Genomic DNA, 25739 nt, shown 5'->3' on the forward strand with positions numbered 1-25739 from the left:
CGGGCTGGTGCTGTTTGCGCTTGCGCCGGCCGTGCTGGCTGCACTGATCTCCGCCTGCATCATCTGGTGCAGCATGCCGCTGCTGCAGCGTTATGCACTGGCGCGTCCGAACGCACGCTCGTCGCACAAGATACCGACCCCGCAAGGTGCGGGCATCGCGGTTGTCGCGGCCACGCTGCTGGTGGCTGCGTCCTGGGCGGCCTGGACGTACGGCGCGATTCCCTTGCCTCTGATCGGCTCCGCCGTCGTGATCGCGATGGTCGGACTTGTCGATGACATCAGGCCCCTGCCCGTGCTGCTCCGCCTCGTGCTTCAGGCTGGAGCCGTGGCCGCCGTCGTATTCACGACACCGGAGACCGCGCGCATCGTGCCGGCGCTGCCGCTCGCGCTCGAGCGCGGCCTCATCCTGCTCGCCGGCATCTGGTTCGTGAACCTCGTCAATTTCATGGACGGGCTCGACCTCATGACCGTGGCGGAGGTGGTGCCTGTCACGGCCGCGCTCGGATTGCTCGGATGGTATGGCGACCTCTCGCCGTCCGCGGCGCTGCTCGCCACGGCGCTGTGCGGGGCCATGCTTGGCTTTGCGCCGTTCAACCGCCCAGCCGCAAAGGTCTTCCTGGGCGATGTCGGCAGCCTGCCGATCGGCCTCTTGCTCGGCTGGTGCCTGCTGGAGCTCGCCTGGCACGGACAGCCCGCTGCGGCACTGCTGCTGCCTGCCTATTATCTTGCGGATTCCACCATCACGCTGTTTCGCCGCATCATCAGGCGCGAACCATTCTGGTCGGCACACCGCACGCACTTCTATCAGCGCGCCACCGACAACGGCTTTAAGGTCAAGCAGGTGATCGGCGAGCTGTTCGCGCTCAATCTCGTGCTGGCACTGCTTGCCATCGTCAGCGTTCGCGCCGGCTCGATGCCGGTCGCGATCGTCACCCTGTTCGCGGGCGCGGTCGCGGTCGCCTTCGTGCTGCGGCGCTTCTCCCGCCCTCAGGCATCCTGAGCCGACAGCGCCAGCCGCAACCCCTCGTCGAGGGACACCTGCGGCTGCCAGCCGGTCGCGAGCGCCTTGGAGATGTTGAGCTCGAGCGAGCCGATCAGGCTGTCATGCGTATCCTGCCGGCCCATGACGCTGAGCAGCGTGCTGAGCAGGCCCGGCGGCATGCCGAACAGCCGCAGGCTCTTGCCGGACGCTTCGGCCAGACGGGTGATGAATTCGGGTGTCGAGACCTGCTCCCTATCGGCGACGAGGAATATCTCGAAATTGCTGGCGGGATCGGGATGGCCGAGCCGGCGCAGGATGAACGACGACAGGTTCTGCACGGCAAGGAAGGCGCGCTGGTTGCGGATCGCGGCAACGGGCAGCGGCAACCCGAGCTGGACCGCGCGCGTCAGCAGCGCAAAATTGCCCTTGGCGCCCGCGCCATAGACCAGCGGCGGCCGGATCACCGAGATCTTCATGTCGTTGTCGCGCGCCAGCGTCCTCAAGCCCGCTTCGGCCGCAGCCTTGGACATGCCGTAGAGGCCGCGCGGCGTCAGGATATCGCTCTCGCTGAATGGGGCGCGGCCCTCGTTACTGCGGCCGTGCACCAGCACGGTACTGATGAAGACGAACTGGCGCACGCCGGCCGTCGCCGCGCAGCGCGCCAGATGCAGCGTGCCGGCGATGTTGACGTTCCGGTAGAGCTGGACCGCATGCTCCTCGTGCTTGTGATGCACGCGCGCGGCGAGATGGACGACGGCGTCGACGCCTTCCAGCGCGGCTTGCCAATCGGTCTCGGGACCAATCGTCTCGATCACCACCTCGTCGTCGGCACCTTCCGCGCGACGGACCGCGCGGCGGACCGACCATCCCTCGCGCTGGAGCGCCGGCACGACATGACGGCCGACGAAGCCGCTCGCTCCCGTCACCAGCACGACTGGTTTCTTCTCGCTCATCGTTGCTCCGAAAGGTTCGCGGTGTGCAACAATTCGTCGATCACACGGGCATAGGCGTTCATCGCCGTCGTCCGGTCGAATCGCAATGCCGTCCTCACCGCGCGCTCCGTCATCGCATCGTCGTTGGAACGGGACGCCGCGCGGATCGCCGCGGCGAGCCGGTCCGGGCGGCCCGGCGTCACGACCCAGCCGAGCCCGTTCTCCACCACCGTCAAGGCAGCCTCGGACTCCGGCTCGGACACCAGCACCACGGGACGGCCGACCGCCAGCAGATTGTAGAACCGGCTCGGCACCGACACCCCCGCAACGTCCTTCCGGTACGGAATGATCCAGAGATCGGCGGACGCCAGGAATGCCTCGAGCTCGGCATCCTCGACCCGCCCGACAAAGGAGACATTGCGCAGGTTCGCCGCCGCCTGCAACTGCTTCAGCCGTTCGAAGCCAATGCCCCAGCCGGACAGCAGGAAGTGAATGTCGGCCTCGTCCTTCAGAAGCCGCGCCGCCTCGAACACGATCTCCGGATCGTGGGTGAAACCGAGATTGCCCGACAGGCCGACGATGAAGCGCGCGGAAAGCACCTTACGGAACGGGTTGTCCGAATCGACCGGCCGCGGCGCGGGCACGAGCGTTGCCCAGTTCGGGATGAAGCGGATCTTGTTCCGCGTCATTCCGGCATAGCTCAGCAGCGGCCGCTCCGCGTCGCGGCCGATGGTGATGACGGCATTGAGCGCGCGGAACATCAGGCCGTTGGCGGCGCGCATCGTCCGCGTCACGAACGAGCCCGGCTTCAGCAGGCCCGCCATCACCAGCACGTCGGGAAAGAGGTCGTGCATGATCAGCGCCGAGCGTGCGCCCTTGAGCCTGGCTGCCGCCGCCACCGCGTAAGGCAGCATGAACGGGGCGGTGACCGTGAGCACGACGTCGCCTGCCTTGAGCTCGTGCAGCAAGGCGAAGAACGTGCGCGCCGCGAACAGCAGCTCCGAGACCCCGCGCCGCACCAGCGCCGCCTTGCCCGCCATGCGGTTCTTGATTGCGATGACGCGCGGCTCGCCCGGACCGGTCTGCAAGTCCGGCAACGCGCCCGGCCAGCCCGAGAGCACGACCACCTCGTGCTCGGCGGCGAGACGGCATGCGATCTCGGCCATGATCGCCGCCGTCGTGCTCGTATCCGGCGGATAATGCTGGCTCGCGACGACGATCTTGCCCCGAGGCTGCATGGTCAGGCCGCGGTCGACCCGAATTCGGGCACCGCATCCTTCAGGATGGTCCTGATGGTGGCGCGATCGTCGCGCGCGATCGCCTGCTCCAGCGCCGCAATCCATTTGCGCAACGTCTGCATCGGCGGCTCGTTCGGCTGCGCGGCCATGATGCCGGCAACGCCGATCTCGCGGGTCGGCTCCTCGGTGGCGAACAGGATCTCGTGCAGACGCTCGCCCGGCCGCATACCCGTGAACACGATCTCGATATCGTAGCCCGGCTGCAGCCCGGAAAGGCGGATCATGCGCTCGGCGAGATCGACGATCTTCACCGGCTGGCCCATGTTGAGCACGTAGACCGAGACGTCGGGACGGTGCGTTCCGAGCGCATGCGTGGCCGCGGTGATGACGAGATCGCAGGCCTCGCGGATGGTCATGAAGTAGCGGACCATGTCGGGATGCGTCACCGTCACCGGGCCGCCGGCCTCGATCTGGGCCTTGAATTTCGGAACCACCGAGCCGTTCGAAGCCAGCACGTTGCCGAACCGGACCGAGATCAGCCGCATCGGCGGCTTGGCGCCGTGCGCCCCGGCTGCGAGGTCGTGATCCAGCGCCTGGCAGTACATCTCCGCAAAGCGCTTGGTCAGGCCGAGCATCGACACCGGCTCGATCGCCTTGTCGGTCGAGATCATCACCATGGCTTCGGCGCCGGCGGCAACGGCGGCATCCGCAACGTTGATCGAGCCGAAGATGTTGGTCTTGACGCCCTCGCTCCAGTCGCGTTCGAGGATGGGCACGTGCTTGAGCGCGGCGGCGTGGAACACGATGTCCGGCTTGAACCCCGCCATCAAGCGCACGATGCGCTCGCGGTCGCGGATGTCGGCGATCCGCCCTTCGATCTCGGCGGCCGCGCCTCGCGCGGCGAGCGCTTCCGTGATGGCATAAAGCGCGGGTTCGGAGTTTTCCACGATCAGGAGCCGCGCGGCGCCGAAGGCCACGACACGCTCGCAGATCTCCGACCCGATCGAGCCGCCGCCGCCGGTGACGATCACCGCCTTGCCGTTGATCAGCGCCTCCAGGCGCGCATAGTCGATCGTCTCGCTCGGCCGCAGCAGAAGGTCCTCGACCGCGACGGCCGTGAGCCGCGGCGTATCGCCGCTCTCGAGCGAAGGCATCCGGTTGACGATCACACCCAGCTTGCGCGCCCGCATCAGGATCGATTCCGGACGCGCTTCCGGCTCGAATGCCGAGGGCGTCATGACGAGGCGCGCGATCGGCTTGTTGCGCTTGGCGAAATCGGCGACGACGTCCTCGACGTCGTCGATGCCGCCCAGCACCGGCACGTTGCGGATGAACTGGCCCCGATCCGAGCTCGACGGCGACAGCACGCCGACCGGCCAGATGCGCTTGATCGCCCCGCTCTCGATGCCGCGCAGGAGCACCTCGGCATCCGCGGCGCGGCCGATCAGCAGCGTCGGCGCAGCCTCCTCGCCCCTGGCATGACGCCGTACCCGCGTATAGCGGAAGTAGCGGTAGGTCATGCGCAGCGCGCTGAGGAAGGAGATCTCGAGGAACCAGTAGAGGACGATCGTCACCTTGCCGAGGAAGAAGGCGCCGCGGACGTTGGGGGCGACGAAGATGTAGTCGAGCACGAGCAGGGCGACCGTCAGCACGGTCGCGACGCGGATGATGTTCAACGCGTCAGGCAGTGAGATGAAGCGCCATTTCGTCGTAGTCAGGTTGAAGATGAAGAACACGACCACGCTGAAGGCGAGGAAGTAGGGCAGGATCTGGAACAGCAGCGGCAGGCGGTCGAAGAAGCCGTCGCCACCCTCGAATCGCAGATAGAAGGCGGCAAAAAGCGCCGCCGCGGTCGCCAGCAGGTCGTGGAGCGCGATCAGGAAATTGCGCAAGGTGAGATGCGAAAGACGCGTCATCCGCCGACCGATGAAAACCCAGTTAGATGCAACCTGACCGCGCTGATAGCCCATCTGGACCAGACTTGCCAGCCGCGCGGGCTTTCAGGAACCGGCTTCCCCCGTCTTCGCCTCGGCCTGTTGCCCCCGGATCACCATGCCGCCGGCAACGCCGACGCCGATGACGTACATCCAGCCCTCGTGGAAGTCGAACAGATGGGAGTTGAACAGCGAGGTGAAGACGTTCTGCACCACCACCAGGAGCCCGATCCAGTTGGCAAGGCCGTCGCCGCGAAACAAGCGCAGATGCAATATCCAGATCGCATAGAGAACGGCGATGCCGATCACGCCCCATTGCACGGCAACGTTCAGCGTCTGGTTATGCGGGTTGCCGATCACCTCGGCGGACGCCTGGTACTGACCGGCGGGCGTCGCGACGCGTTCGAACAATCCGCGCGTCGAGCCGGTGCCGTGCCCCTTGATCGGCGCCTCGGCGAAGAAGCCGAGCGACTTCCGCCAGAATTCGAGCCGCAGACCCGCCGAGGTCGGCTCGCCCTTTTCCATGTAACGCGTGTAGTCGTCGGAAAACCTCTCGGCGGTATGGCGCAAATATGGCGAGGCCTGCCAGGCGAGAATAGCGGCGACGAGCAACGTGGCGGAGATGAGCGCGATGCTGCGCCATTTGAGGTGAAGCAGCGCGAACACGCCGAACATGATTGGAACGGTGACGAGCGCGGTGCGCGACACCACGACGAAGGTCATGTTGACGAAGAAGCTCAGTGCCAGCGCCGTCAGCAGCCCGGCGAACCAGTATCGCTTCTCACGCAGCAGCATCACGATCGGATAGGCGAGCGCGACCGCGCAAAGCGCGAATTCCTGGCTCTGGTCGATGTAATTCTTGACGAAGATGCCGCGCTCGGCCGGATCGGTCTTGAGCGCGAGGTTCGGGTAGAAGGCGACCAGCCAGGACATCACCGACAATAGGGCGCAGGACACCAGGAAGGCGATGAAGATCCAGCGGCCGCGCGGCGAGCGCTCGAAATGATAGAGCAGGACCGGCAGCACCAGCAGCTTGATGGTCGGATTGACCGCATAGAAGCGGGCGCCCCAGCTCGCGTCCGACCACAGTGTCCCCACCAGCGCGAGCAGGACCAGCGCGATCGGGGCCGCGCAGATCGGACGCTTCAAGGATTGCAGGAACGCGCGGACGTCGAGAAACGGCACCATGCAGAGCAGCATCAGCGCGTTGAAGATCCCCGCCAGCGAGGTCGACCACGGCAGCGAGGCCGCGGTCAGGACCGCAAATATATCGACGGTCTCGCGCCAGGCCGCCGGGCTGCGCAGGCGGCGAAGCAACATCCCGCCGGTCGTCTCGCGTGCCAGTGCCGTCACTTGCCCCCTCCCCGGGCGCGATGGACCAGCGCCGTCGTGCTGAAGCCCTGGAGGATGTCGACCAGCACGACGGTGCCGCCCGCTTCCTCGACGACCTCGTGGCCGATTACCTGCTCGCGGGTGTAGTCGCCGCCCTTCACCAGCACGCCGGGCTTGATCCGGGTGATCAGGTCGATCGGCGTGTCCTCATCGAAGATGACGACGAGATCGACGGCTTCGAGCGCCGCGAGCACCTCGGCACGCGCGCGCTCGTCCTGGACCGGCCGCTCGGCGCCCTTGAGCCGCCGCACCGAGGCGTCGCTGTTGAGCCCCACGATCAGGCGGTCGCAGGCGGCGCGCGCCGCGGTCAGCACCTTGACGTGGCCGGGATGCAGGATGTCGAAGCAGCCATTGGTGAAGCCGACGCGCTGGCCTTGCGTTCTCCATTCGGCGAGCTGCGCATCGAGTGCGGCCGGCTCGAGCACGATCTTCTCCTCGGCCGCCAGAGTGGCATGCGGCAGGATCTTTCGGCGCAGCTCGGCCGCGCTCACACTGGCGGTGCCTTGCTTGCCGACGGCGACGGCGGCAGCGGCATTGGCCATGCGCAGCGCCGTGTCCCAGTCCGCGCCTGTAGCAAGCGACACCGCGAGCGCGGCGGCGACGGTGTCACCGGCGCCCGAGACGTCGCGCACCTTCACCGGAAAAGCCGGAACGTGAACCGCCGCGCCATTGCGCGGCACCAGCGTCATGCCGTGCTCGCCCTGGGTGACCAGGATCGCCTCGCAATCGGCGAGCCGCATCACGTCCTCGCTGGCCTCGACGATGCTCTGCACCGTCTCGGCGCGGCTTCGGGTCGCTTCAGAGAACTCCTTGCGATTGGGCGTCAGCAGCGTGGCGCCGCGATAGATCGCCCAGTTCAGGCTCTTGGGATCGACGATCACGGGCTTGCCGAGCTTTCGCGCGGCGTCGATGGTGTGGCGGATGACGCGCGCCGTCAGCACGCCCTTGGCGTAGTCCGAGAGCAGCACGATGTCGGCGCGCGCGATCTGCGGCAGGATCGCCTCGATCAGCTTCGTCTCGATGTCATCGGAAGCAGGCGCCGCCTGCTCCCAGTCCGCGCGCAGCATGTGCGTGGAAAAATGCTCGGAGACGAAGCGGACTTTTCGCGTGGTCGGGCGCGAGGGATCGCACACCAGCACGCTTTCGATGCCGGCGTGCTCGTCCAGCGCCGCCTTGAGCCGTGCACCGGCATCGTCCTCGCCGACGAGGCCGACGAAGATGCAGCGCGCGCCCAGCGAGGCGACATTGCGCGCGACATTGCCGGCGCCGCCGATATGGATCTCGCTGCGCTGGGCCGCGATGACAGGCGCCGGCGCTTCCGGCGAGATCCGCGACACCTCACCATAGACGAACTCGTCCAACATGATATCGCCGATGCACAGCACCGTGCGGCCTGAGATGGCCTTCGCGAGGGCGTCGAAATCGAGAATGGGCGTCGGCATGCTCAAATGGCCTCAGCGGAAGCGGTCGGGCCGGTCGAGGTAATCCCCGACATAGGCCTTCACCGCATCCTCGAGCGTCGTGAAGCCGCCGTTATAGCCGGCGCGGTGCAGGCGATCGACCTCGCTCTGGGTGAAATACTGGTAAGCCCCGCGGATCTGCTCGGGCATGTCGATATATTCGATGTTGGGCCTGGTGCCGAGCGCCGCATAGGCCGCCAACATCAGATCCCTGAAGCTGCGCGCCTTGCCGGTTCCGACGTTGAAGAGGCCGGACACCGACGGCGTCGCCAGCAGCCACATCACGACGCGCACGACGTCGTCGACATAGATGAAATCGCGGCGCTGATCGCCGTCGGCGATGCCCTCGCGATGCGACTTGAACAGCTGCACCACGCGGCCGGCCTTGACGTCGTCGAAACGGCGCGCCAGCACGCTCATCATCGAGCCCTTGTGATATTCGTTAGGGCCGAACACGTTGAAGAATTTCAGGCCCGCCCATTGCGGCGGGAGCGGATCGCCGTTCGCGACCCGCCCGGCGACCGCGAGATCGAACATGTGCTTGCTCCAGCCGTAGAGATTCATCGGCCGCAGTTTCTTCAGTGCCGGCAGCGAGGCGTCGTCGTCAAATCCCGTCTCACCGTCGCCATAGGTCGCCGCCGAGGAGGCGTAGATGAACGGCACCGCGCCCGCCGTGCACCAGTCGAGCAGGCGCGTCGACAGGCGGAAATTGGTCTCGAACACGAGGTCGCCGTCGGTCGCAGTGGTCGCGGAAATCGCCCCGAGATGGATCACGGCATCGAGCTTGCGACCCTTCAGCCAGTCCATCAGTTCGGCCGGCGGGACGATATCCACAAGCTGGCGCTTGGCGAGGTTCCGCCACTTGCCCTCGTTACCCAGGAAATCGCAGACCACGACGTCGCTGCGGCCCGCGTCATTGAGCGCGGCCACGACATTCGACCCGATAAAACCGGCCCCGCCGGTCACCAGCAACATTTCCGAAATCCCTGCCCGATCTTTGCGGCCCGGTCCTGCCGTAGCGCATGAGCCGCCAAAGTGTAAGCGGTTTTGGGATTGAGCGGTCTGCCGGCTTTACCTGCCGGCCTGGAGCGGCTACCGAACCGCCACATTCAGATCGCCTCGGCCCCATTAACGAATGAACCAAGATTCGACACTTAGCGGAGATGCAGATCGGAGCGACACCCGCCCGATTCTGATCATTCCCTACATGTGGATCGGCGATTTCGTTCGGAATCACACCGTCGTCCGGGTTCTGAAGGAGCGCTGGCCCAACCGGCCGGTCGATCTCCTCACCACATCCCTGTGCGCCCCGCTGGTCGATTACATGCCCGGCGTGCGCCAGGGGATCGTCTGGGACCTGCCGCGCAGCCGCCTCGCCGTCGCCCGCCAGTTCGCCCTGGGGAAGCTCCTGCGCGAGCGGAACTACGGCACGGCCCTGGTGCTGCCCCGGACCTGGAAGGCGGCCATCGCGCCCGCCCTGGCCGGTATTCCTGAACGGGTCGGCTTCGTCGGCGAGTTCCGGTTCGGCCTGCTCAACCGCTGGCGCTGGGGCGAGAAGAAGCTGCCGCGCTTCATCGACAAGAATGCCGCCCTGGCCCAGCCCGACGGAGCCCCGCTGCCGGCAGAATGGCCGGTGCCGCAATTGCGGGTCCCGGCTGAGGACATCGTCCGCTGGCGGCAGGCCAACGGCCTCAGCGCGGGCGCCGCAGTGGCGCTCGCCCCTGGCTCGGTCGGCGTCTCAAAGCGCTGGACCTACTATCCGGAGGCCGCCCGGCTGCTGGTCGAGCGCGGCCTCGAGGTCTGGGTGGTCGGCGGCCCCGCGGAAAAGGGGCTGGCTCAGGAGATCGTCGCGGCCGGCGGCCCGGGGGTCAGGGACCTCACCGGCAACGATCTGCGCAACGGCGTGCTGGCCATGGCCGCGGCCGGCGTCGCCATCTCCAACGATTCCGGCCTGATGCACATCGCAGCCGCGCTGGGCACGCCCACCATGGGCATCTTCGGCCCGACCAGCCCCTATCTCTGGGCCCCCCTCAACGGCCTTGCGGCGACCGTGGTGCAGGACAAGGAAGATCTGTCCTGCCAGCCCTGCCAGAGCACGGTCTGCAAAATGAACGACCACCGTTGCATGCGCGATATCGCAGCGCGCGAGGTGGTGGCGATCGCGCAGCGGGTGCTGGGTGAGGCCGGGGCGCGGACGGAGACGTGAGCGTCGGCAACGCCTGCGCCGCCGATGATAAGCGCCGGTGTTTTGCCCGACGCGTCAAACGCGCTTCGTGAAATCCGCAACGTATCGCGTCAGCCGCCAAGCCGTTGATTTTGCTGGCCGCGGCTACTGTGCATGGGGTTGTTTTCGCGGTTTTTGTTTGCCGGCGCGACACCGGCCGCTCAAAGCAGTGGCCGATAGACCTCGCCGATCCGCGCCGCTTCCGCATCGAGGCTGAACTTTGCGAGCACCCGCGTTCGGCCCCTCTCACCCATCGCCGTCGCGACATCGACATCGCGCATCAGCGGCTCCAGTGCCGCAGCCAACGCATCGGCATCGCCGGTCGGGACCAGCACGCCGCTCACGCCGTCCTCGACCACCAGCTCGGCCGCGCCGGCGCGTGCCGCGACGAGCGCGCTGCCGGCCGCCATCGCCTCGATCAGCGTCAGCCCAAAACCCTCATTGCGCGAGGTGAAGGCGTAGATCGTCAGCCGCTGATACCAGCGCTGCACCGCTTCGATCGGCAGCTCGCCGGTGATGACGATGCGCGATTGCAGGCCGGCCGCTTCGATCTGCTTTTTCAGCTCGTTCGCAAAGGGCGTCTGCTCGGCCGTGACCTGTCCGACAATCACGGCGGTGAAATCGGGATAGCGCGGCAACAGGCGGCACATCGCGTCGACGAACAAATCGGTGCCCTTCTGCGCGCGCACACGGCCGAAGCAGCCGATGGCGTAACGGCCGGGCAGCGCGGCCTCCGCGAACGCCGCAGCTCGGTCCTGCGGCGGCGCATAGATGTCGGTGTCGACGCCGTGCGGGATCACGGTCGCCTGCACTTTCAGGAACGAGGCCGAGAGATCTGACGTCGCGATGATCGCGTCCATGCGCCGGATCAGCCAGCGCGTGATCCAACTATGGTGCCGCTGCGCCGCCGAGGTGAACACGAGTTTCAACGGCCAGCCGAACGCGCGTAGCGCGACGCCCGCGATCATCTCGTTGTTGCGCCGCGCGTGCCAGATCAGCGGTGCCTTGCGGCGCCATAGCTTCAGAAAATCGGCAACGCTCAGCCGCGCAATCCCAGCCGGCGCGTGCGAGCCGAACCAGGCGGAGCGGTACAGTTTCGCCAGCCGCGGCGCCACCATCCGGTTGGTCGCAGTGACCCCGGAATAGCGCCTGTGCAGATTTGGCACGATCACTTCGAGATCGCCGGGGGAATTGACCACGTCATGCTCCGTTTCGCAAAGTCCCTATACGCAACATTAAGCATAGTGACCAGTTCAGCCGCGCCGAAACCCCCTCTTCACCGCGCAAACGTTAACTTGGCGCGTTGATCGAAGACGGGTGAGATCATGACTGTGCTAGTCACCGGCGGCGCCGGCTATATCGGAAGTCACACGGTCCTCGCGCTGGCGGAAGCCGGCGAGGACGTCGTCGTGATCGACGATCTCTCGACCGGTTTCTCCGCCTATCTGCCTGAGGGCGTGCCGCTGTTCATCGGCGATGCCGGCGACGAGAACCTGCTCGAAGGCGTGATCGCGCAGCACAACATCGAGAGCATCATCCATTTCGCGGGCTCCGTCGTCGTGCCGGATTCGATGCGCGATCCGCTCGGCTACTACCGCAACAATTTCACGACCGCGCGCAACCTGCTCAATGTCGCCGTCAAGCGCGGCATCGGCCGCTTCATCTTTTCCTCGACCGCCGCCGTCTACGGCAATCCGGACCAGGTGCCGGTGCCCGAGCATGCACCGACGCGGCCGCTATCGCCCTATGGCTCGTCCAAGCTGATGACCGAGATCATGCTGCACGACGTCGCCGCCGCCTACGGCATGCAGTACGTCACCCTGCGCTATTTCAACGTCGCCGGCGCCGATCCGCAGGCGCGCATCGGGCTTGCCACCGTCGGCGCCACGCATCTGCTCAAGATCGCGGTCGAGGCCGCGACCGGCCAGCGCGCCAAGATCGACGTGTTCGGCACCGACTATCCGACCCCCGACGGCAGCTGCATTCGCGACTTCATCCACGTCACGGACCTCTCGCAGGCGCATCGCTCGGCGCTCGCGTACCTGCGCAATGGCGGCGCCTCGACGACGCTCAATTGCGGCTATGGCCGCGGCTATTCGGTGCTGGAGACGATCGACGCGGTGCGCCGGGTCTCGGGCCGCAGCTTCGCCGTGCAGTACGCCCCGCGCCGGCCGGGCGACATCATGACCATGGTCGCCGACACCAGCCGGATCCGCGGCCTGCTCGACTGGAAGCCGCAATACGACGACCTCGAGACCATCGCGGCCCACGCTTTGGCGTGGGAGGACAAGCTGTTCCACGAGCGCCATGGCGAGCTTCGCCACGCCGCCTCGGCCTAGATTCCATCTGAGCGCAAGCCCTTAATTGGGCTTGAAAAACCCCGCTTGAGCGGGCACAGAGGCCCCTCGATCCCTGACGTGCGGGCAGGCGTTGTCCTGCGCCGTCAATGGACACCGGATGGCCCAGTTTCCAAAGAAAATCACCGACGATCCCTATGCGGCAGCGGTCCTGATTCGCCGCCTGGTCACGGAACAGGGCGTCGTCTATTGGCGGCGCTACCTCGTCGCCTTCGCGCTGATGGCGGTTGCCGCAGGCGCGACGGCAGGCGCGACCTATGTTCTCGGCCAGGTCATCAACCAGGCCTATGTCGACAAGAACATCCCGGGCATCGCGATGTTTTCCGGGATCACGGTGATCCTGCTGTTCATCAAGGGCGTGGCGACCTACGGCCACATGGTGATCCTGACCAAGATCAGTAACGCCATCCTCGCCACCAACCAGCGCCAGCTGTTCGCAAAACTGATGCGCGAAAGCGTCGGCTTCTTCTCCGAGCGGCATTCGTCAGAATTCCTGGCGCGGCTGACGGCCGGCGCCAAGTCGATCACCGACGTGCTCAACATGCTGGTCAACGCCGTCGGGCGCGACCTGTTGATGCTGCTCGCCATGATCGGCGTGATGGTGTGGCAGGACCCCGTGATGTCGTTCATCGGCCTCGTCGTGGTGCCGCCCGCGATGCTGGTGCTGCGCAAGCTGGTCAAGCGTATCAAGGGCCTCGCCTACAACCAGTTCACCGGCACCGCCGACATCATGGAGACCATGCAGGAATCGCTGCAAGGCATCCGCACGGTGAAGGCGTTCACGCTCGAAGACACGATGCAGAGCCGCATCGACCAGAACATCGCCATCGTCGAGCGCAACGCCAACAAGATGGCGCGCGTCGCCAACCGCTCCAACCCGCTGATGGAAATGCTCGGCGGCTTCGCGGTCGCCGGCTGCCTGCTCTATGGCGGCTACAGCGTGGTCGCGCTCAACGCCACGCCCGGCGCGTTCTTCTCCTTCATGACTGCGTTCCTGATGGCGACCGAACCGGCCAAGCGGCTGGCGCGGCTCAACATCGACTTGAACAGCCAGCTCGTCGGCGCGCGCATGCTGCTCGAAGTGGTCGACAGCCCGGCGAGCGAGCACTCCGACGACGACAAGCCGGCGCTGAAGCTCTCCGACGCCCGGATCGAGCTGCGCGATGTCAGCTTCTCCTATCGCGCCAATGAGACCGTGCTCAACCGCATGAGCTTCGTGGCCGAGCCCGGCAAGGTCACGGCGCTGGTCGGGCCCTCCGGCGGCGGCAAGTCGACCGTGCTGGCGCTGCTGCTGCGCTTCTATGAGGTGACACAAGGCGACATCGTGATCGACGGCCAGTCGATCGGCGCAATCTCTCGCAAATCGCTGCGGGCGCAGACTGCCTATGTCGGGCAGGACGTCTATCTGTTCCGCGACACCATCCGCAACAACATCGCTTTCGGCCGGCCCGGCGCGAGCGAGGACGAGATCACCGAGGCAGCGAAAGCGGCTTGCGCGCATGATTTCATCATGGGCTTCCCGCTTGGCTACGACACACCGGTCGGCGAGCACGGCACGCAGCTTTCGGGCGGCCAGCGTCAGCGCATCGCCGTGGCGCGCGCGCTGATCAAGAACGCATCGATCATCCTGCTGGACGAAGCCACCGCCGCGCTCGATTCCGAATCCGAGCGGCAGGTGCAGGAGGCGATCGAGCATCTCTGCCAGAACCGCACCACCATCGTGATCGCGCATCGCCTGCACACCATCATGCATGCCGACGCGATCCTGGTGATCGAGGGCGGCGAGATCGTCGAGCAGGGGCGGCATGACGAGTTGCTCCGCCGCGGCGGCCGCTATGCCTCGTTCTTCCGCCTGCAACACTACGATGCCGGCGCTCTGGCGCCGATCAGCGCAACCGCATAGAGTTCCACTTTACCTCAAGAGCAGCGAGACCCGCATGAACGCCGCCTCCTACGTCATCCCGCTTCCGCCCCAGGCTTCGCTTCCCGTCGTCGGCGAAAGCGGCCGTTATCCGGTGCGCCGCATCTGGTGCGTCGGCCGCAACTATCTCGAGCACATCCGCGAGATGGGCAATGACGAGCGCGCCCCGCCGTTCTTCTTCGCCAAGCACGCCGACATGCTGGTGCCCGACGGCGCCACCATTCCTTATCCGCCGCTGACCAAGGATTTGCATCACGAGGTCGAGCTGATCGTCGCGATGAAGAGCGGCGGCCTGAACATTCCCGCCGACAAGGCGCTGGATCACGTCTATGGTTACGCCGTCGGCATCGATCTCACCCGCCGCGACCTCCAGATCGCCTCGCGCAAGAAGGAGCGCCCCTGGGAGATCGGCAAGTCGTTCGACGGCTCCGCGCCGTGCTCCGCCATTCAGCCGGCCTCCAAGATCGGCCATCCCGCCAAGGGCAAGATCTGGCTGACGGTCAACGGCAAGGAGGCTCAGAAGGGCGACCTGACCGAGCTGATCTGGAACGTGCCCGAGATCATCTGGCAGCTCTCGCAGCAGGTGAAGCTCGCCGCCGGCGACATCATCATGACGGGCACCCCCGCCGGCGTGTCGCAGCTCCAGCCCGGCGACAAGCTCGAATGCGGCGTCGACGGCGTCGGCACGCTGAAGGTGAGCATCGGCCAGCCGGAATAGGCCCGATGCGTAGGACGGATTAGCGAAAGCGTAATCCGTCACCTTCGCGCGGCCATCACCAGTTGATTGCTGTTATTGCTGAACGGCGGATTACGCTTCGCTAATGCGCCCTAGGTATCCAAAATCAAGGCCCCGGTCGCATCCGGGGCCTTTCGCGTTTTCTACCAGGCCTTCACCGGCCGATTGGCGTGGCTCACCTGCGGGACACCGCGATTGAGCGACATGTGCGAATGCACGCACAGCCACCCGTCACCGTTCCACGTGAACACCATCGTCGCCCGGCCGGGGCGCGCAAACGCGCTGCCGTCGGGATGATATCCCGTGCTCGTCCACGGCGCGATCACCGTCGCCATCGTGCCGTCGCGGGATGCCAGGACCGAGGTCTGATCGAGCACGAAACGAAAGTCGGTCGTCTTCGGCCAGACGTTGTCCCATTGCGTCGTGACCCACTGATCGAGGCCGGGGATGACGTCGTTATGCGTGCCGAAGGCAAGCACATCTGGATGGAAGAGCGGCCGCGCCGCGGCGTAGTCGACCTCGCGGACGTAGCCCGCGAAGGTGTCCAGCCACGCCAGGAAGAACTGCTTCGTCGCGCTGTCGGCGGTCGGCAAGAGGGCCATCACCTGCTCCATCTTCGGCTACCTCGATCACGGCAAGCTTTGTTGCCATGGGACAGACCTTCCAGCAAGATATGGACTTCGAGAGCACCCCGGCGGAGATCGACCGGCCGGCCTGATTTCATGGAGCCAGACTCATGAGACGCCTTCTCCTGCTTGCGGCCACGCTTGTCGTCACCTGCAACGCTGCCAGCGCGCAGTCCAGCAAGCCCTATGCCGGCCTCGAGCAGCGTCCCATCAAGGCGCTGTCGCACCAGCAGGTCGACGATCTCCAGAGCGGACGCGGTATGGGTCTGGCGCTTGCCGCTGAACTGAATGGATATCCCGGCCCCAGTCACGTTCTCGAGCTCGGGGATCGGCTCGAGCTGACCGGCGATCAGCGCGCCGAAATTCAGCACCTCTTCGATTCGATGAAGCAAGAGACGGTCCCGCTGGGCAACAAGCTCGTGGAGCAAGAGAGGGAATTGGACAACCTGTTCTCTGCCCGTGCCGTGACGCCGGAGTCGCTTAAGGCGACCATCGTCGCCATTTCGGAAACGCAGGGCCGGCTCCGCGAGAGCCACCTCAAATATCACCTGTCGACCGCGGCCTTGCTCAATCAGAGCCAAATGCAAAGATACGCCGAGCTGCGAGGCTATCAGCATCCTGATAGCTCCGCAGGGCGCAAACACCATCACTAGACGCGCTCGGGATTACCGCAGAAGTCGTAGGGCGGATTAGCGTAGCGTAATCCGCCAACGCATCGTGCCACACTTGACGTAGTACCGAAAACACGATGAGGCCGAGGATCAGCGCCGCTACGCCGAAACCAGCCGGCTACGCCCGCGTCAGCGCCTGCAGACCCTTGAAGGTCAGGCGTTTGGGGTCGGTCACCCCGGCGAGATAGAGCTGGCGGATGAAGGCTACGACAGCGTTGCGGTCGCAATTGGTCAGCGCGACGACGGCGTCGACCGCGATCTTCTGGGCTTCCATTAGGCTCACCTCGGCCTTGCGAGTAACCCCGGCCGAGACAGGCTAGGAGTCCGCGGTTAATCCGGCGTTAACCGTTTGGACAGAGTGGCCGATTCACGCCGACGACCGAATACGCAAAACAACGCATTGGCGGCAGCGATGCTCAGGGTGCATCGACGCTCTTCTTGAGCTGCGCAAAGTGCTTTTTCAGCCGCGGCACGGCAAAGTCGGTGAAGGCCCGCACCTTCGGCACCGAGAGCCGGCCCTGCGGGCAGATCAGGTGCGCAGGCATCTCCGGATCCTTCTCGGCGGCCAGCACGATCTCGAGCTCGCCGCGCGCAACCTGCTCGGCCACCTGGTACGAATACATCCGCGCGACGCCGCGGCCGGCAACGGCGGAGGCTACGGCCGCGTAAGTGCTGTTGACGATGAAACGCGGCGTGAACTGGACCGTACGCGGCACCGACCCACCGGCCTGCGACGCGAAGGTCCAGGAATTGGGCAGATGGGCCATCGCCACGATCTGATACTTGGCGAGATCGCCGGGCTCGGTGATGCGGGGATGCTGCTTCAGATAGCGCGGGGCTGCCACGACCACGCGGCTGATCTCGCCGACCCGCATTGCCACCATCGCCGAATCCGCGAGGGGGCCGATGCGAAGCGCGATGTCGATGCCCTCCTCGATCAGATTGACCGCGCGATCGAACAGCAGCAGCTTGGCCGACACCGTCGGACAGGCATCGAGAAACGCGTCCAGGATCGGCCGCAGCACCATCTCGCCCGACACCACGGGAGCGGTGATCGTGAGCAGGCCGCGCGGCGCCGACCGCGGTCCGGCCGCGATGTCGTCGGCCTCCTCCAGCTCGGTGAGCACGCGGCGGCAGATCGCGACATAGCGCTCGCCCTCCTCACTGAGCTTGATCGAGCGCGTCGTCCGATGCAGCAGCTCGGCGCCGACCCGTTCCTCGAGAAAGGCGATGGCGCGGCTCACCGCCGCCGGCGAGCGGCCGAGCTTGCGGCCGGCGGCAGCCAGGCTGCCTTCGTCCACCGCAAGGACGAACACTTTCATCGCATCCAGACGATCCATGCCTTCCCCGCCGCCCCTCAGATTCCGGCCGCAGGCTAGGCGTTCCCCTCCGCGGCGACAACCGTCGGCAGGCGCCGACCCGGCATTCGTTCGCGCCGCGAAAGAGTGTCTGCCGGACGACGTGTATTCGCAGCCGGGCTGCCCCGGCGTAACTCACCACCCAAGCCAGCCGAGTGCTGGCGCAGGTTCTCAAGGCCAACAACAGGAGCCCGTTATGGGTATCGAGCAGAAAGTCGCCATCATCACCGGTGCTTCGCAGGGCATCGGCGCCGCCCTGGTCCAGGGTTTTCGGGACCGCAACTACCGCGTCGTCGCAACCGCACGCTCCATCAAGCCGTCAGGCGACGACGACGTCCTCGCCGTGGCCGGCGACATCGCCGACCGGAGCACCGCCGAGCGTGTGGTTTCGCAGGCCGTCGCCCGCTTCGGGCGCGTCGACACGCTGGTCAATAATGCCGGCATCTTCGTCGCAAAGCCGTTCACGCAGTACACGGCCGAGGATTACGCGGCGGTGATGGGCACCAACGTCGCGGGCTTCTTCCACATCACGCAGCTCGCCATCGCCGAGATGGAGAAGCAGGGTTCGGGTCACGTCGTCCAGATCACGACCACGCTGACCGATCAGGCCAATTCGAACGTCCCCTCGGTGCTGGCCTCGCTGAGCAAGGGCGGCCTCAACGCCGCGACCAAGTCGCTCGCGATCGAATATGCCAGGCGCGGCATTCGCGTGAACGCTGTCTCGCCAGGGATCATCAAGTCGCCGATGCACCCGGCCGCGACCCATGCCCAGCTCAGCGCGCTGCACCCGGTCGGTCACATGGGCGAGATGTCCGACATCGTCGGTGCCGTCCTTTACCTCGAGGGCGCCTCCTTCGTCACGGGCGAGATCCTGCATGTCGACGGCGGCCAGAGCGCCGGCCACTGAGCGTGGGAGGAGATCCACAATGCCCATCGTCACCATTCAAGTGACCCGCGAAGGAACGACGCCAGGGGCGGCGTCGCTCACCGCGGAGGAGAAAGCCGCACTGATCAAGGGGTCGAGCCAGCTGCTGCTCGACGTGCTCGGCAAGCCGTTCGATTCCACCTTCGTCGTGATCGAGGAAGTCGACACCGACAATTGGGGCTGGGGCGGCCTGCCCGTGCCGGAGTTCCGGCGGCGCCGCGCCGCCCAGACAGGATGATCCGCGCGCGATCGCGCGCGCACGAGGGTGACATGACCAACGCAGATCTGAAACCACACGCCGGGGCTCGGCCACATCCGAGGCCAGTATCGGCCTCACGAGAGACCTCGTCAAAGCAGCACTCTTCGCAGCGGACCTGGCGATATGCGGCGGCGGGATTGTCCGCTTCGCTGGTCGGACTCGGCCTCGCCCGCTTTTCCTACACGCCGCTGATCCCGGCCCTGATCGCGGCAAAATGGTTCAGCGCATCGGATGTCGTCTATCTCGGCGCTGCGAACCTCGCCGGTTATCTCGCGGGCGCGCTCGCGGCACGGAGTGTCGCCAGCCGCATCGGCGCGGTTCGCGCGTTGCGGGCGATGATGCTGCTTGCCACCCTCTCCTTTTTCGCCAGCTCATCGCCGGTGTCGTTCACGTGGTTCTTCGCCTGGCGCTTCCTCTCCGGCCTCACCGGCGGAATCATCATGGTGCTGGCGGCCTCCGTCATTCTGCCGCACACCTTAGCCGCAAGGCGTGGCATCGTCGGCGGCGTGATCTTTGCCGGCGTCGGCCTCGGCGTCGCCGCATCGGGCACGCTGGTGCCGCTGCTGCTGCAACAGGGCCTGCAGCAGAGCTGGTATGGGCTCGGCGTGCTCTCCGCCCTGCTCACGCTCGCGAGCTGGTGGAACTGGCCCGCCGAAGCGAAGAGCGACACTCCGCTTTCTCAAACCAAGCCCCGTCAAACCTCGGCCATCGCCGGCACGCTGCTGATCCAGTACGGCCTCAACGCGGTGGCGTTGGTACCGCACATGGTCTTCATCGTCGATTTCGTGGCGCGCGGCCTCGGCCAGGGCATTGCCGCGGGATCGCGCTATTGGGTGCTGTACGGTCTCGGCGCCATCGTCGGCCCGCTCGTCACCGGCCATCTCGGTGACCGCGCCGGGTTCGGTCCGGCGTTGCGCGCGGCCTTTCTGATCGAGGCGGCCGCGGTGCTGCTGCCGACCGTCAGCACCGCACCTCTTTCCCTGATCGTATCGAGCCTCGTGGTCGGCGGCTTCACGCCCGGCATCGTGCCACTGGTACTCGGACGTATCCATGAACTCGTGCCGCACTCTGCCGAGCAGCAGCGCGCGACCTGGAGCCATGCCACCACCAGCTTTGCACTGTTCCAGGCCGCGGCCGCTTACGGCTTCTCCTGGATCTACGCGCAGACCGGCGGCGATTATCTGGTGCTGTTCGCACTCGGCGGCGGCGCGGTGGGGCTGGCGCTCGCGATCGACCTTGCACTGGCACTTGCCACACGCAAGGCATAACTCCAGGCGGCGATGCGTTCAGGAATATCGCATCACGCCGTCGTCGATCCGGCCGAAGCGCAGGGAGACGATGTCGAGCGCGTAGTTCTGGTACAGCCGCCACGGCTGCTTCGAGCCCTGCTTCGGCATCTTGGCGACCGAGCGCTGCACATATCCCGAGGTGAAGTCCAGCGACGGCTGCGCGGTGATTTCGGGATCGTCGTTATGCGGCATGCACTGGCGGAAATTGTGCCGGTCCATGTAATTGATGAGACGGCAGACATATTCGCAGGTGAGATCGCATTTCAGCGTCCAGGACGCATTGGTGTAGCCGAAGGCCGAGGCCATGTTGGGCACGTCGGCATACATCATGCCCTTGTAGGTCAGCGTATTGGCGAAATCCACGGCACGGCCGTCGACACTGACGTCGAGACCGCCGACGACCTGGAGCACCAGCCCGGTCGCCGTCACGATGATGTCGGCGGCAAGCTCGCTGCCATCCTTCAGGCGAATCCCGTCCCGCGTGAACGTGTCGATCTCGCTGGTGACGACGGAGGCGCGCTGCTCGCGGATCGCCTTGAACAGGTCGCCGTCAGGCACCAGGCAGAGCCGCTGGTCCCAGGGATTGTAGCGCGGCGTGAAATGGGTGGCGACGTCGTAGTCCGGGCCAAGCGCCATCTGCACGCCCTTGAGGACGAGCTCCTTGACCTTCGCAGGCCGCCGCCGGCTGAGCTGGAAGAAGAACATCCCCCACATCACGTTGCGCCAGCGGATGACATGATAGGCAAGCCGCGTCGGCAGATTACGGCGGATCTTGTTGGCGACGGGATCCTGCGCAGGGCGCGACACCACGTAGGTCGGCGAGCGCTGCAGCATGGTGACCTGCGCCGCCTTCTTGGCGAGCTCCGGCACCAGCGTCACCGCGGTCGCGCCCGAGCCGATCACCACGACGCGCTTGCCCGCGTAGTCGATGTCCTCGGTCCATTTCTGCGGATGGACGATCCGGCCGGCGAAATCAGCGGCGCCCTTGAACTCCGGCGTGTAGCCCGCCTCGTATTTGTAATAGCCCGAGCACAGAAATAAGAAATTGCAGGTGAAGCACACCAGCTCGGTCGCGCCGTCGCCCGAGATGCGCTCGGCCTCAATGGTCCAGCGTGCGTCCGGCGTCGACCACGAAGCCCGTTTGACGCGATGGCGGAAGCGGATGTGCTTCTCGATGCCGTTCTCGGCCGCGGTCTCGCGCACATAGTTCAGGATCTGCGGCCCATCCGCGATCGCCTTCGGATCGGTCCACGGCTTGAACGAATAGCCGAGCGTGAACATGTCGCTGTCGGAGCGGATGCCGGGATAGCGGAACAGATCCCAGGTGCCGCCGATGCAGTCGCGCCCCTCCAGGATGAGGTAGCTCTTGGTGGGACACTTGGTCTGAAGATGATAGCCCGCGCCGATGCCTGACAGGCCGGCACCGACGATGATGACGTCGAGATGTTCTGCGGCTTCGGCCATGGCGCTCTCCCTGGGCACAGCATGGGCAGCGCCGCGCCGAATTGCAACCGTCAGGAGATGGTCACACTGTAGACCCAGGTGGTGTCGAAATCCTCGTGGAATTCACCGCCTTCCCGTCCTGAAAGCGCCAGAAATCGAACTTCGGCGTCTTCGCGACCTTTTTGGTCTTCTTGTTGGTCTACGCGCATTCCCAGCGCGCGCCAACGACGTCGCCCCGCGCACGGCTCCAAGGCATTGGCTCGCTCGGAACCGGCTCCAACCGCGGAGCGGCTGGAACGTGTATCCACGGCAAACGACAGACTAATCCGGCGATCGAGTCGGCCTTTTGCTAGTAGAACTACTTTATATTCCCTTCCATTGCGGGTAGTACTTCGACCGCTTGAACGACCTGCGCTGGGAGCACCGTGAAATGTCGGTCCAGGCCTATTCGCCGTTTCGCGCTAATCTGATCACGCCGTCAGACCTCAGACGGCTCAACGAGATAAGACCGTGGGTTCCCGTCTTGGCGACGGTGGTCCACTGGACATTGATCGTAGCGGCCTGGACGATGGTCGCGCTGTGGCCGAACTTTGCCACAGCCGTCCTCGCCTTCTTCGTCGTCGGTGTGAATTTCTATGGCCTCTACATCATTATGCATGATGGGCTCCATCGCAGACTCTTTCGATCGGTTACCCTCAATGATCTCTGGAATGACCTGACGATGACCGCCTCGATCGGCGCAATCACGCGGATCAATCGTCGCAACCACATGACGCACCATCATTCAACGTGCCTCGCGGACGACCCCGATCGTTTCAAATATGTGCACGAGGGCAAGGATGTGGTCATCCCCTTCATGGCATTCCTAAGTGGCGTCAGCCCGCTTGTGACGGCCGTCAGGAATGTGTTTTTCAAGCGATCGCCCCACTCCGTCGCTAGTCCCGTCGAACCCTCCGAGCCCTATCGGCTCCGAGACATCCTTCTTCTGGCCGCCTGGCAACTCGCTCTGATTGGTGGCCTGAGCTATTCGATCGGAGCCTGGGCTTATCCGTGCCTCTGGCTTGCGCCAACCTACGCCCTTGCCTACCGCGCCGATCTCGTGCGCGTATTCTGCGAGCATTCGATGATGATCGCCGATGAAGACGCAGACAGCTCGATGCGATTGATCACCTACGAGAGCAATTGGTTCGAGAAGCTGTTCTTCGCCCCTCACAACATGAACTATCATATGGCTCACCATCTTTGGCCGAGCATCCCGTACTACAACCTGCCCGAGGCTGATCGTCTGATACGCACCTCGGAGATCGCAAGGAAAGGCGACACGCGGCTTGTGTGGCGAAAATCGTATGTCGGCTACCTGATCTCGTATGCCAATTGGCGGCGGAGCAACGCCGCAATTGTCATGCCCGAGCAATCCCATGCTTGAGCGAGGCATTGGTCTTCCGCCGAACTACGATACGAACGCACCACTGATCGAGACGGTGCGCGTCAGTCATTGTCCCGTTTGCGGGTCCGATCATCGGCGCGAATATGCGCACGGATTCGATTATGAAATCGAGACGTGCCGCAATCTTTGGACCTTTTTCCAGTGCACCGAGTGTGAAGCGGTCTGGATCGATCCGCGACCGGCAAACGGTGAGCTGTCCACGATCTATCCGCCAACCTACTATGCCTACGATATGTCGGAAAAGCTGCCGGCCGTCATTCTCAAAGGCAAGGCGATGCTCGATCGCATCAAGCTTGCCGGGATCACCAAGCGGATGGAGAAAAAACCGACCAGCTATCTGGACGTCGGCTGCGGCGATGGCCGCTATCTCTACCAGTTCGCGGAACGGGGGATGTCGCGGGACCGCATCTATGGCATGGACTTGCCCTCGCCGGCGCTGCCCAAACTTCAGAGTGACGGGTTCAGGGTTTGGGCGGGACGCGTCGAGGACTGCACCGAGATCGAACCGGGCACGATCGATCTCATCACGATGTTTCACGTGATCGAACATGTGGAAGATCCGATCGCCGTGATGCGCAAGTTAACGGAGTGGCTATCTCCTGGCGGAGTCCTTGCGCTCGAGACTCCGAACACCGACTCGATCGATCGCCGGCTCTTCTCCAATGGCTGGTGGGGCGGACTTCATATTCCCCGGCATTGGACCCTCTTTAACAGCAAGAGCATCGGGCGGGCGGTCGAGAAGGCCGGACTGGAGCCAGCGGGCATTTTCTACCAGACCGGACATTCCTTCTGGCTTCACTCGTTCCGCCATGGCTTGCGCTACAACACGGTCCTGCCGATGCCGAAGCTTGCGGAATGGTTCAATCCGATGAAGTCACGCCTCCCGTTGATGGCGATCACAGGCTTTGAGTTGCTTCGTCGCACGCTTGGCGCAAGGACTTCGGCCATGCTGGTCCTTGCGCGCAAGCCTGGAGGTCCGCCGGTCGCGTGACCGACAACAGCGTGAGGCCGAAAAAAAGCCCCGGATTGCTCCGGGGCTTCGTGCGTTCTTGACGCGCGCTGCGCCTCAGTAGCGGTAGTGGTCCGACTTGTACGGGCCTTCCTGCTTCACGCCGATATAGTCGGCCTGGTCCTTGCGCAGCTCGGTGAGCTTGACGCCGATCTTGGCGAGGTGCAGGCGCGCGACCTTCTCGTCGAGCGACTTCGGCAGCACGTAGACTTCCTTCTTGTACTTGCCGTCCTTGTTATTGGCGAACAGCTCGATCTGCGCCAGGGTCTGGTTGGTGAAGGAGGCCGACATCACGAAGGACGGATGGCCCATCGCGTTGCCGAGGTTCACGAGGCGGCCTTCCGACAGCATGATGATGCGGTGCTTGTCCGGAAATTCGATCTCGTCGACCTGCGGCTTGATGTTGGTCCACTTCAGGTTACGCAGACCCGCGATCTGGATCTCGTTGTCGAAGTGACCGATGTTGCAGACGATGGCGCGATCCTTCATCGCGCGCATGTGTTCGATGGTGATGATGTCCTTGTTGCCGGTCGCGGTGACAAAGATGTCGGCGCGGGGAGCTGCGTCTTCCATGGTCACGACTTCGTAGCCTTCCATCGCGGCCTGCAGCGCGCAGATCGGATCGACTTCCGACACCATCACGCGGCAGCCGGCCTGGCGCAGCGAGGCGGCCGAACCCTTGCCGACGTCGCCGAAGCCGGCGACCATCGCAACCTTACCCGACATCATCACGTCGGTGCCGCGGCGGATGCCGTCGACCAGCGATTCACGGCAGCCATAGAGATTGTCGAACTTCGACTTGGTGACGCTGTCGTTGACGTTGATGGCGGGCCACAGCAGCGTGCCGGCCTTCTGCATGTCATAGAGACGATGCACGCCCGTGGTGGTCTCTTCGGACACGCCCTTGATGCTCTTGGCGATCTCGGCGAAGTAGCCCTTGGGCTTTTCCTTGAGCTGCTTCTTCAGCAGCGCGAAGAAGACTTCCTCTTCTTCCGAACCCGGCTTGTCCAGGAACGCAGCGTCGCCGTTCTCGGCGCGCAGACCGAGATGGACGTACATGGTGGCGTCACCACCGTCGTCGAGGATCATGTTCGGGTGACCGCCGCCGTGCCAGTCGAACAGTTTTGCGGTGTAGTCCCAGTACTCGGTCAGCGTCTCGCCCTTGACGGCGAAGACGGGAATGCCGGCGGCCGCGATCGCGGCCGCAGCGTGGTCCTGCGTCGAATAGATATTGCAGGAGACCCAGCGAATGTCGGCGCCGAGGGCGGCCAGCGTCTCGATCAGCACGCCGGTCTGGATCGTCATGTGCAAGGAGCCGGCGATGCGCGCGCCCTTCAGCGGCTGCTTCGGGCCGTACTCTTCGCGGGTGGCCATCAGACCGGGCATCTCGGTCTCGGCGAGCGAGAGCTCCTTGCGGCCGAAATCGGCGAGCGAAATGTCCTTGACGATGTAATCGGTGAAGCCGGGCTTCGCGTTCATTGGAGGTTCCTGTTTGTTTGGCTCGTCATTCCGGACCCGCTCGCGAAACGAGCGAAC

The 25739-nt window shown here is 65.0% G+C and carries 23 protein-coding genes; 11 read left to right on the forward strand and 12 right to left on the reverse strand.

The features are described 5' to 3' along the window. The first annotated feature begins 4 nt into the window (after window positions 1-4). Entirely contained in the window at window positions 5-1000 is a 996-nt protein-coding gene (locus XH81_RS00540; protein WP_028143324.1) for an MraY family glycosyltransferase, read from the forward strand. On the opposite strand, the gene XH81_RS00545 is transcribed toward XH81_RS00540, so the two are convergent. The 6 genes from XH81_RS00545 to rfaD form a co-directional block, all read right to left on the reverse strand. Further along, entirely contained in the window at window positions 988-1935 is a 948-nt protein-coding gene (locus tag XH81_RS00545; protein ID WP_028143325.1) for an NAD-dependent epimerase/dehydratase family protein, read from the reverse strand. The two genes, XH81_RS00540 and XH81_RS00545, sit on opposite strands and share 13 nt — an antisense overlap. Further along, the gene (locus XH81_RS00550) at window positions 1932-3152 is read right to left on the reverse strand and encodes a glycosyltransferase family 4 protein (protein WP_028143326.1); all 1221 of its coding nucleotides are present in this window, start codon (window positions 3150-3152) and stop codon (window positions 1932-1934) included. The genes XH81_RS00545 and XH81_RS00550 overlap by 4 nt, the downstream gene beginning before the upstream one ends. Before the next feature lie 2 nt (window positions 3153-3154). After that, a complete protein-coding gene (locus XH81_RS00555; protein WP_028143327.1) occupies window positions 3155-5068 on the reverse strand; it encodes an SDR family NAD(P)-dependent oxidoreductase in 1914 nt (637 codons plus the stop codon). Window positions 5069-5152: 84 nt separating this feature from the next. Then, entirely contained in the window at window positions 5153-6439 is a 1287-nt protein-coding gene (locus XH81_RS00560; RefSeq protein WP_028143328.1) for an O-antigen ligase family protein, read from the reverse strand. After that, complete coding sequence (gene rfaE1, locus XH81_RS00565) at window positions 6436-7920, reverse strand: D-glycero-beta-D-manno-heptose-7-phosphate kinase (RefSeq protein ID WP_028143329.1); 1485 nt, start codon at window positions 7918-7920, stop codon at window positions 6436-6438. Before rfaE1 ends, XH81_RS00560 begins: the two co-directional genes overlap by 4 nt. A 12-nt stretch (window positions 7921-7932) precedes the next feature. Further along, window positions 7933-8913 carry an ADP-glyceromanno-heptose 6-epimerase gene (gene rfaD, locus XH81_RS00570; protein WP_028143330.1) on the reverse strand — a complete coding sequence of 327 codons (981 nt, stop codon included), beginning with the start codon at window positions 8911-8913 and terminating at the stop codon, window positions 7933-7935. A gap of 160 nt (window positions 8914-9073) precedes the next feature. Between rfaD and waaF the strand changes: the two genes are divergently transcribed. Continuing rightward, window positions 9074-10144 carry a lipopolysaccharide heptosyltransferase II gene (waaF, locus tag XH81_RS00575; RefSeq protein WP_028143331.1) on the forward strand — a complete coding sequence of 357 codons (1071 nt, stop codon included), beginning with the start codon at window positions 9074-9076 and terminating at the stop codon, window positions 10142-10144. Window positions 10145-10323: 179 nt separating this feature from the next. On the opposite strand, the gene XH81_RS00580 is transcribed toward waaF, so the two are convergent. Beyond that, the gene (locus tag XH81_RS00580; RefSeq protein WP_028143332.1) at window positions 10324-11361 is read right to left on the reverse strand and encodes a glycosyltransferase family 4 protein; all 1038 of its coding nucleotides are present in this window, start codon (window positions 11359-11361) and stop codon (window positions 10324-10326) included. 126 nt (window positions 11362-11487) lie between these two features. Between XH81_RS00580 and galE the strand changes: the two genes are divergently transcribed. From galE to XH81_RS00595, 3 genes are all read left to right on the forward strand, one after another. Continuing rightward, window positions 11488-12501 carry a UDP-glucose 4-epimerase GalE gene (galE, locus tag XH81_RS00585; RefSeq protein ID WP_028143333.1) on the forward strand — a complete coding sequence of 338 codons (1014 nt, stop codon included), beginning with the start codon at window positions 11488-11490 and terminating at the stop codon, window positions 12499-12501. Between the two features lie 118 nt (window positions 12502-12619). After that, window positions 12620-14422 (forward strand): ABC transporter ATP-binding protein, encoded by a 1803-nt coding sequence (locus tag XH81_RS00590; RefSeq protein WP_028143334.1) that lies wholly within the window; start codon window positions 12620-12622, stop codon window positions 14420-14422. A gap of 34 nt (window positions 14423-14456) precedes the next feature. Further along, window positions 14457-15158, forward strand: a complete 702-nt coding sequence (locus XH81_RS00595) for a fumarylacetoacetate hydrolase family protein (RefSeq protein WP_028137558.1) — start codon at window positions 14457-14459, stop codon at window positions 15156-15158. Between the two features lie 161 nt (window positions 15159-15319). On the opposite strand, the gene XH81_RS00600 is transcribed toward XH81_RS00595, so the two are convergent. Further along, window positions 15320-15778: a YybH family protein gene (locus XH81_RS00600; protein ID WP_028143335.1), complete on the reverse strand. Its 459-nt coding sequence runs from the start codon at window positions 15776-15778 to the stop codon at window positions 15320-15322. Window positions 15779-15912: 134 nt separating this feature from the next. Here XH81_RS00600 and XH81_RS00605 point away from each other — a divergent pair, with 134 nt between their 5' ends. Then, window positions 15913-16455 (forward strand): Spy/CpxP family protein refolding chaperone, encoded by a 543-nt coding sequence (locus XH81_RS00605; RefSeq protein WP_028143336.1) that lies wholly within the window; start codon window positions 15913-15915, stop codon window positions 16453-16455. Between the two features lie 136 nt (window positions 16456-16591). Here XH81_RS00605 and XH81_RS00610 read toward each other — a convergent pair whose 3' ends face one another. Then, window positions 16592-16747 carry a hypothetical protein gene (locus XH81_RS00610; RefSeq protein ID WP_162832253.1) on the reverse strand — a complete coding sequence of 52 codons (156 nt, stop codon included), beginning with the start codon at window positions 16745-16747 and terminating at the stop codon, window positions 16592-16594. 142 nt (window positions 16748-16889) lie between these two features. Then, window positions 16890-17813, reverse strand: a complete 924-nt coding sequence (locus XH81_RS00615) for a LysR family transcriptional regulator (RefSeq protein ID WP_271595631.1) — start codon at window positions 17811-17813, stop codon at window positions 16890-16892. 214 nt (window positions 17814-18027) lie between these two features. Here XH81_RS00615 and XH81_RS00620 point away from each other — a divergent pair, with 214 nt between their 5' ends. From XH81_RS00620 to XH81_RS00630, 3 genes are read left to right on the forward strand one after another with little or no spacing between them, the layout of a single operon-like run. After that, on the forward strand, window positions 18028-18738 hold the full coding sequence (locus XH81_RS00620; RefSeq protein WP_028143338.1) for an SDR family NAD(P)-dependent oxidoreductase: 711 nt from the start codon (window positions 18028-18030) through the stop codon (window positions 18736-18738). Between the two features lie 19 nt (window positions 18739-18757). Beyond that, window positions 18758-18994: a tautomerase family protein gene (locus XH81_RS00625; RefSeq protein WP_028143339.1), complete on the forward strand. Its 237-nt coding sequence runs from the start codon at window positions 18758-18760 to the stop codon at window positions 18992-18994. Between the two features lie 32 nt (window positions 18995-19026). Next, window positions 19027-20283 (forward strand): YbfB/YjiJ family MFS transporter, encoded by a 1257-nt coding sequence (locus XH81_RS00630; protein ID WP_028143340.1) that lies wholly within the window; start codon window positions 19027-19029, stop codon window positions 20281-20283. Between the two features lie 18 nt (window positions 20284-20301). On the opposite strand, the gene XH81_RS00635 is transcribed toward XH81_RS00630, so the two are convergent. Then, window positions 20302-21768, reverse strand: a complete 1467-nt coding sequence (locus XH81_RS00635; protein ID WP_097668503.1) for a flavin-containing monooxygenase — start codon at window positions 21766-21768, stop codon at window positions 20302-20304. 409 nt (window positions 21769-22177) lie between these two features. Between XH81_RS00635 and XH81_RS00640 the strand changes: the two genes are divergently transcribed. Together XH81_RS00640 and XH81_RS00645 are read left to right on the forward strand one after the other, a co-directional pair. Continuing rightward, a complete protein-coding gene (locus XH81_RS00640; protein ID WP_080670205.1) occupies window positions 22178-23173 on the forward strand; it encodes a fatty acid desaturase in 996 nt (331 codons plus the stop codon). Beyond that, entirely contained in the window at window positions 23166-24185 is a 1020-nt protein-coding gene (locus tag XH81_RS00645; RefSeq protein ID WP_028143343.1) for a class I SAM-dependent methyltransferase, read from the forward strand. Before XH81_RS00640 ends, XH81_RS00645 begins: the two co-directional genes overlap by 8 nt. A gap of 75 nt (window positions 24186-24260) precedes the next feature. On the opposite strand, the gene ahcY is transcribed toward XH81_RS00645, so the two are convergent. Beyond that, on the reverse strand, window positions 24261-25682 hold the full coding sequence (ahcY, locus tag XH81_RS00650; protein WP_028143344.1) for an adenosylhomocysteinase: 1422 nt from the start codon (window positions 25680-25682) through the stop codon (window positions 24261-24263). Window positions 25683-25739 lie beyond the last annotated feature (57 nt).

The sequence above is a fragment of the Bradyrhizobium sp. CCBAU 25360 genome, from assembly GCF_028128695.1.
In the GTDB taxonomy this organism is placed as follows: domain Bacteria; phylum Pseudomonadota; class Alphaproteobacteria; order Rhizobiales; family Xanthobacteraceae; genus Bradyrhizobium; species Bradyrhizobium ottawaense.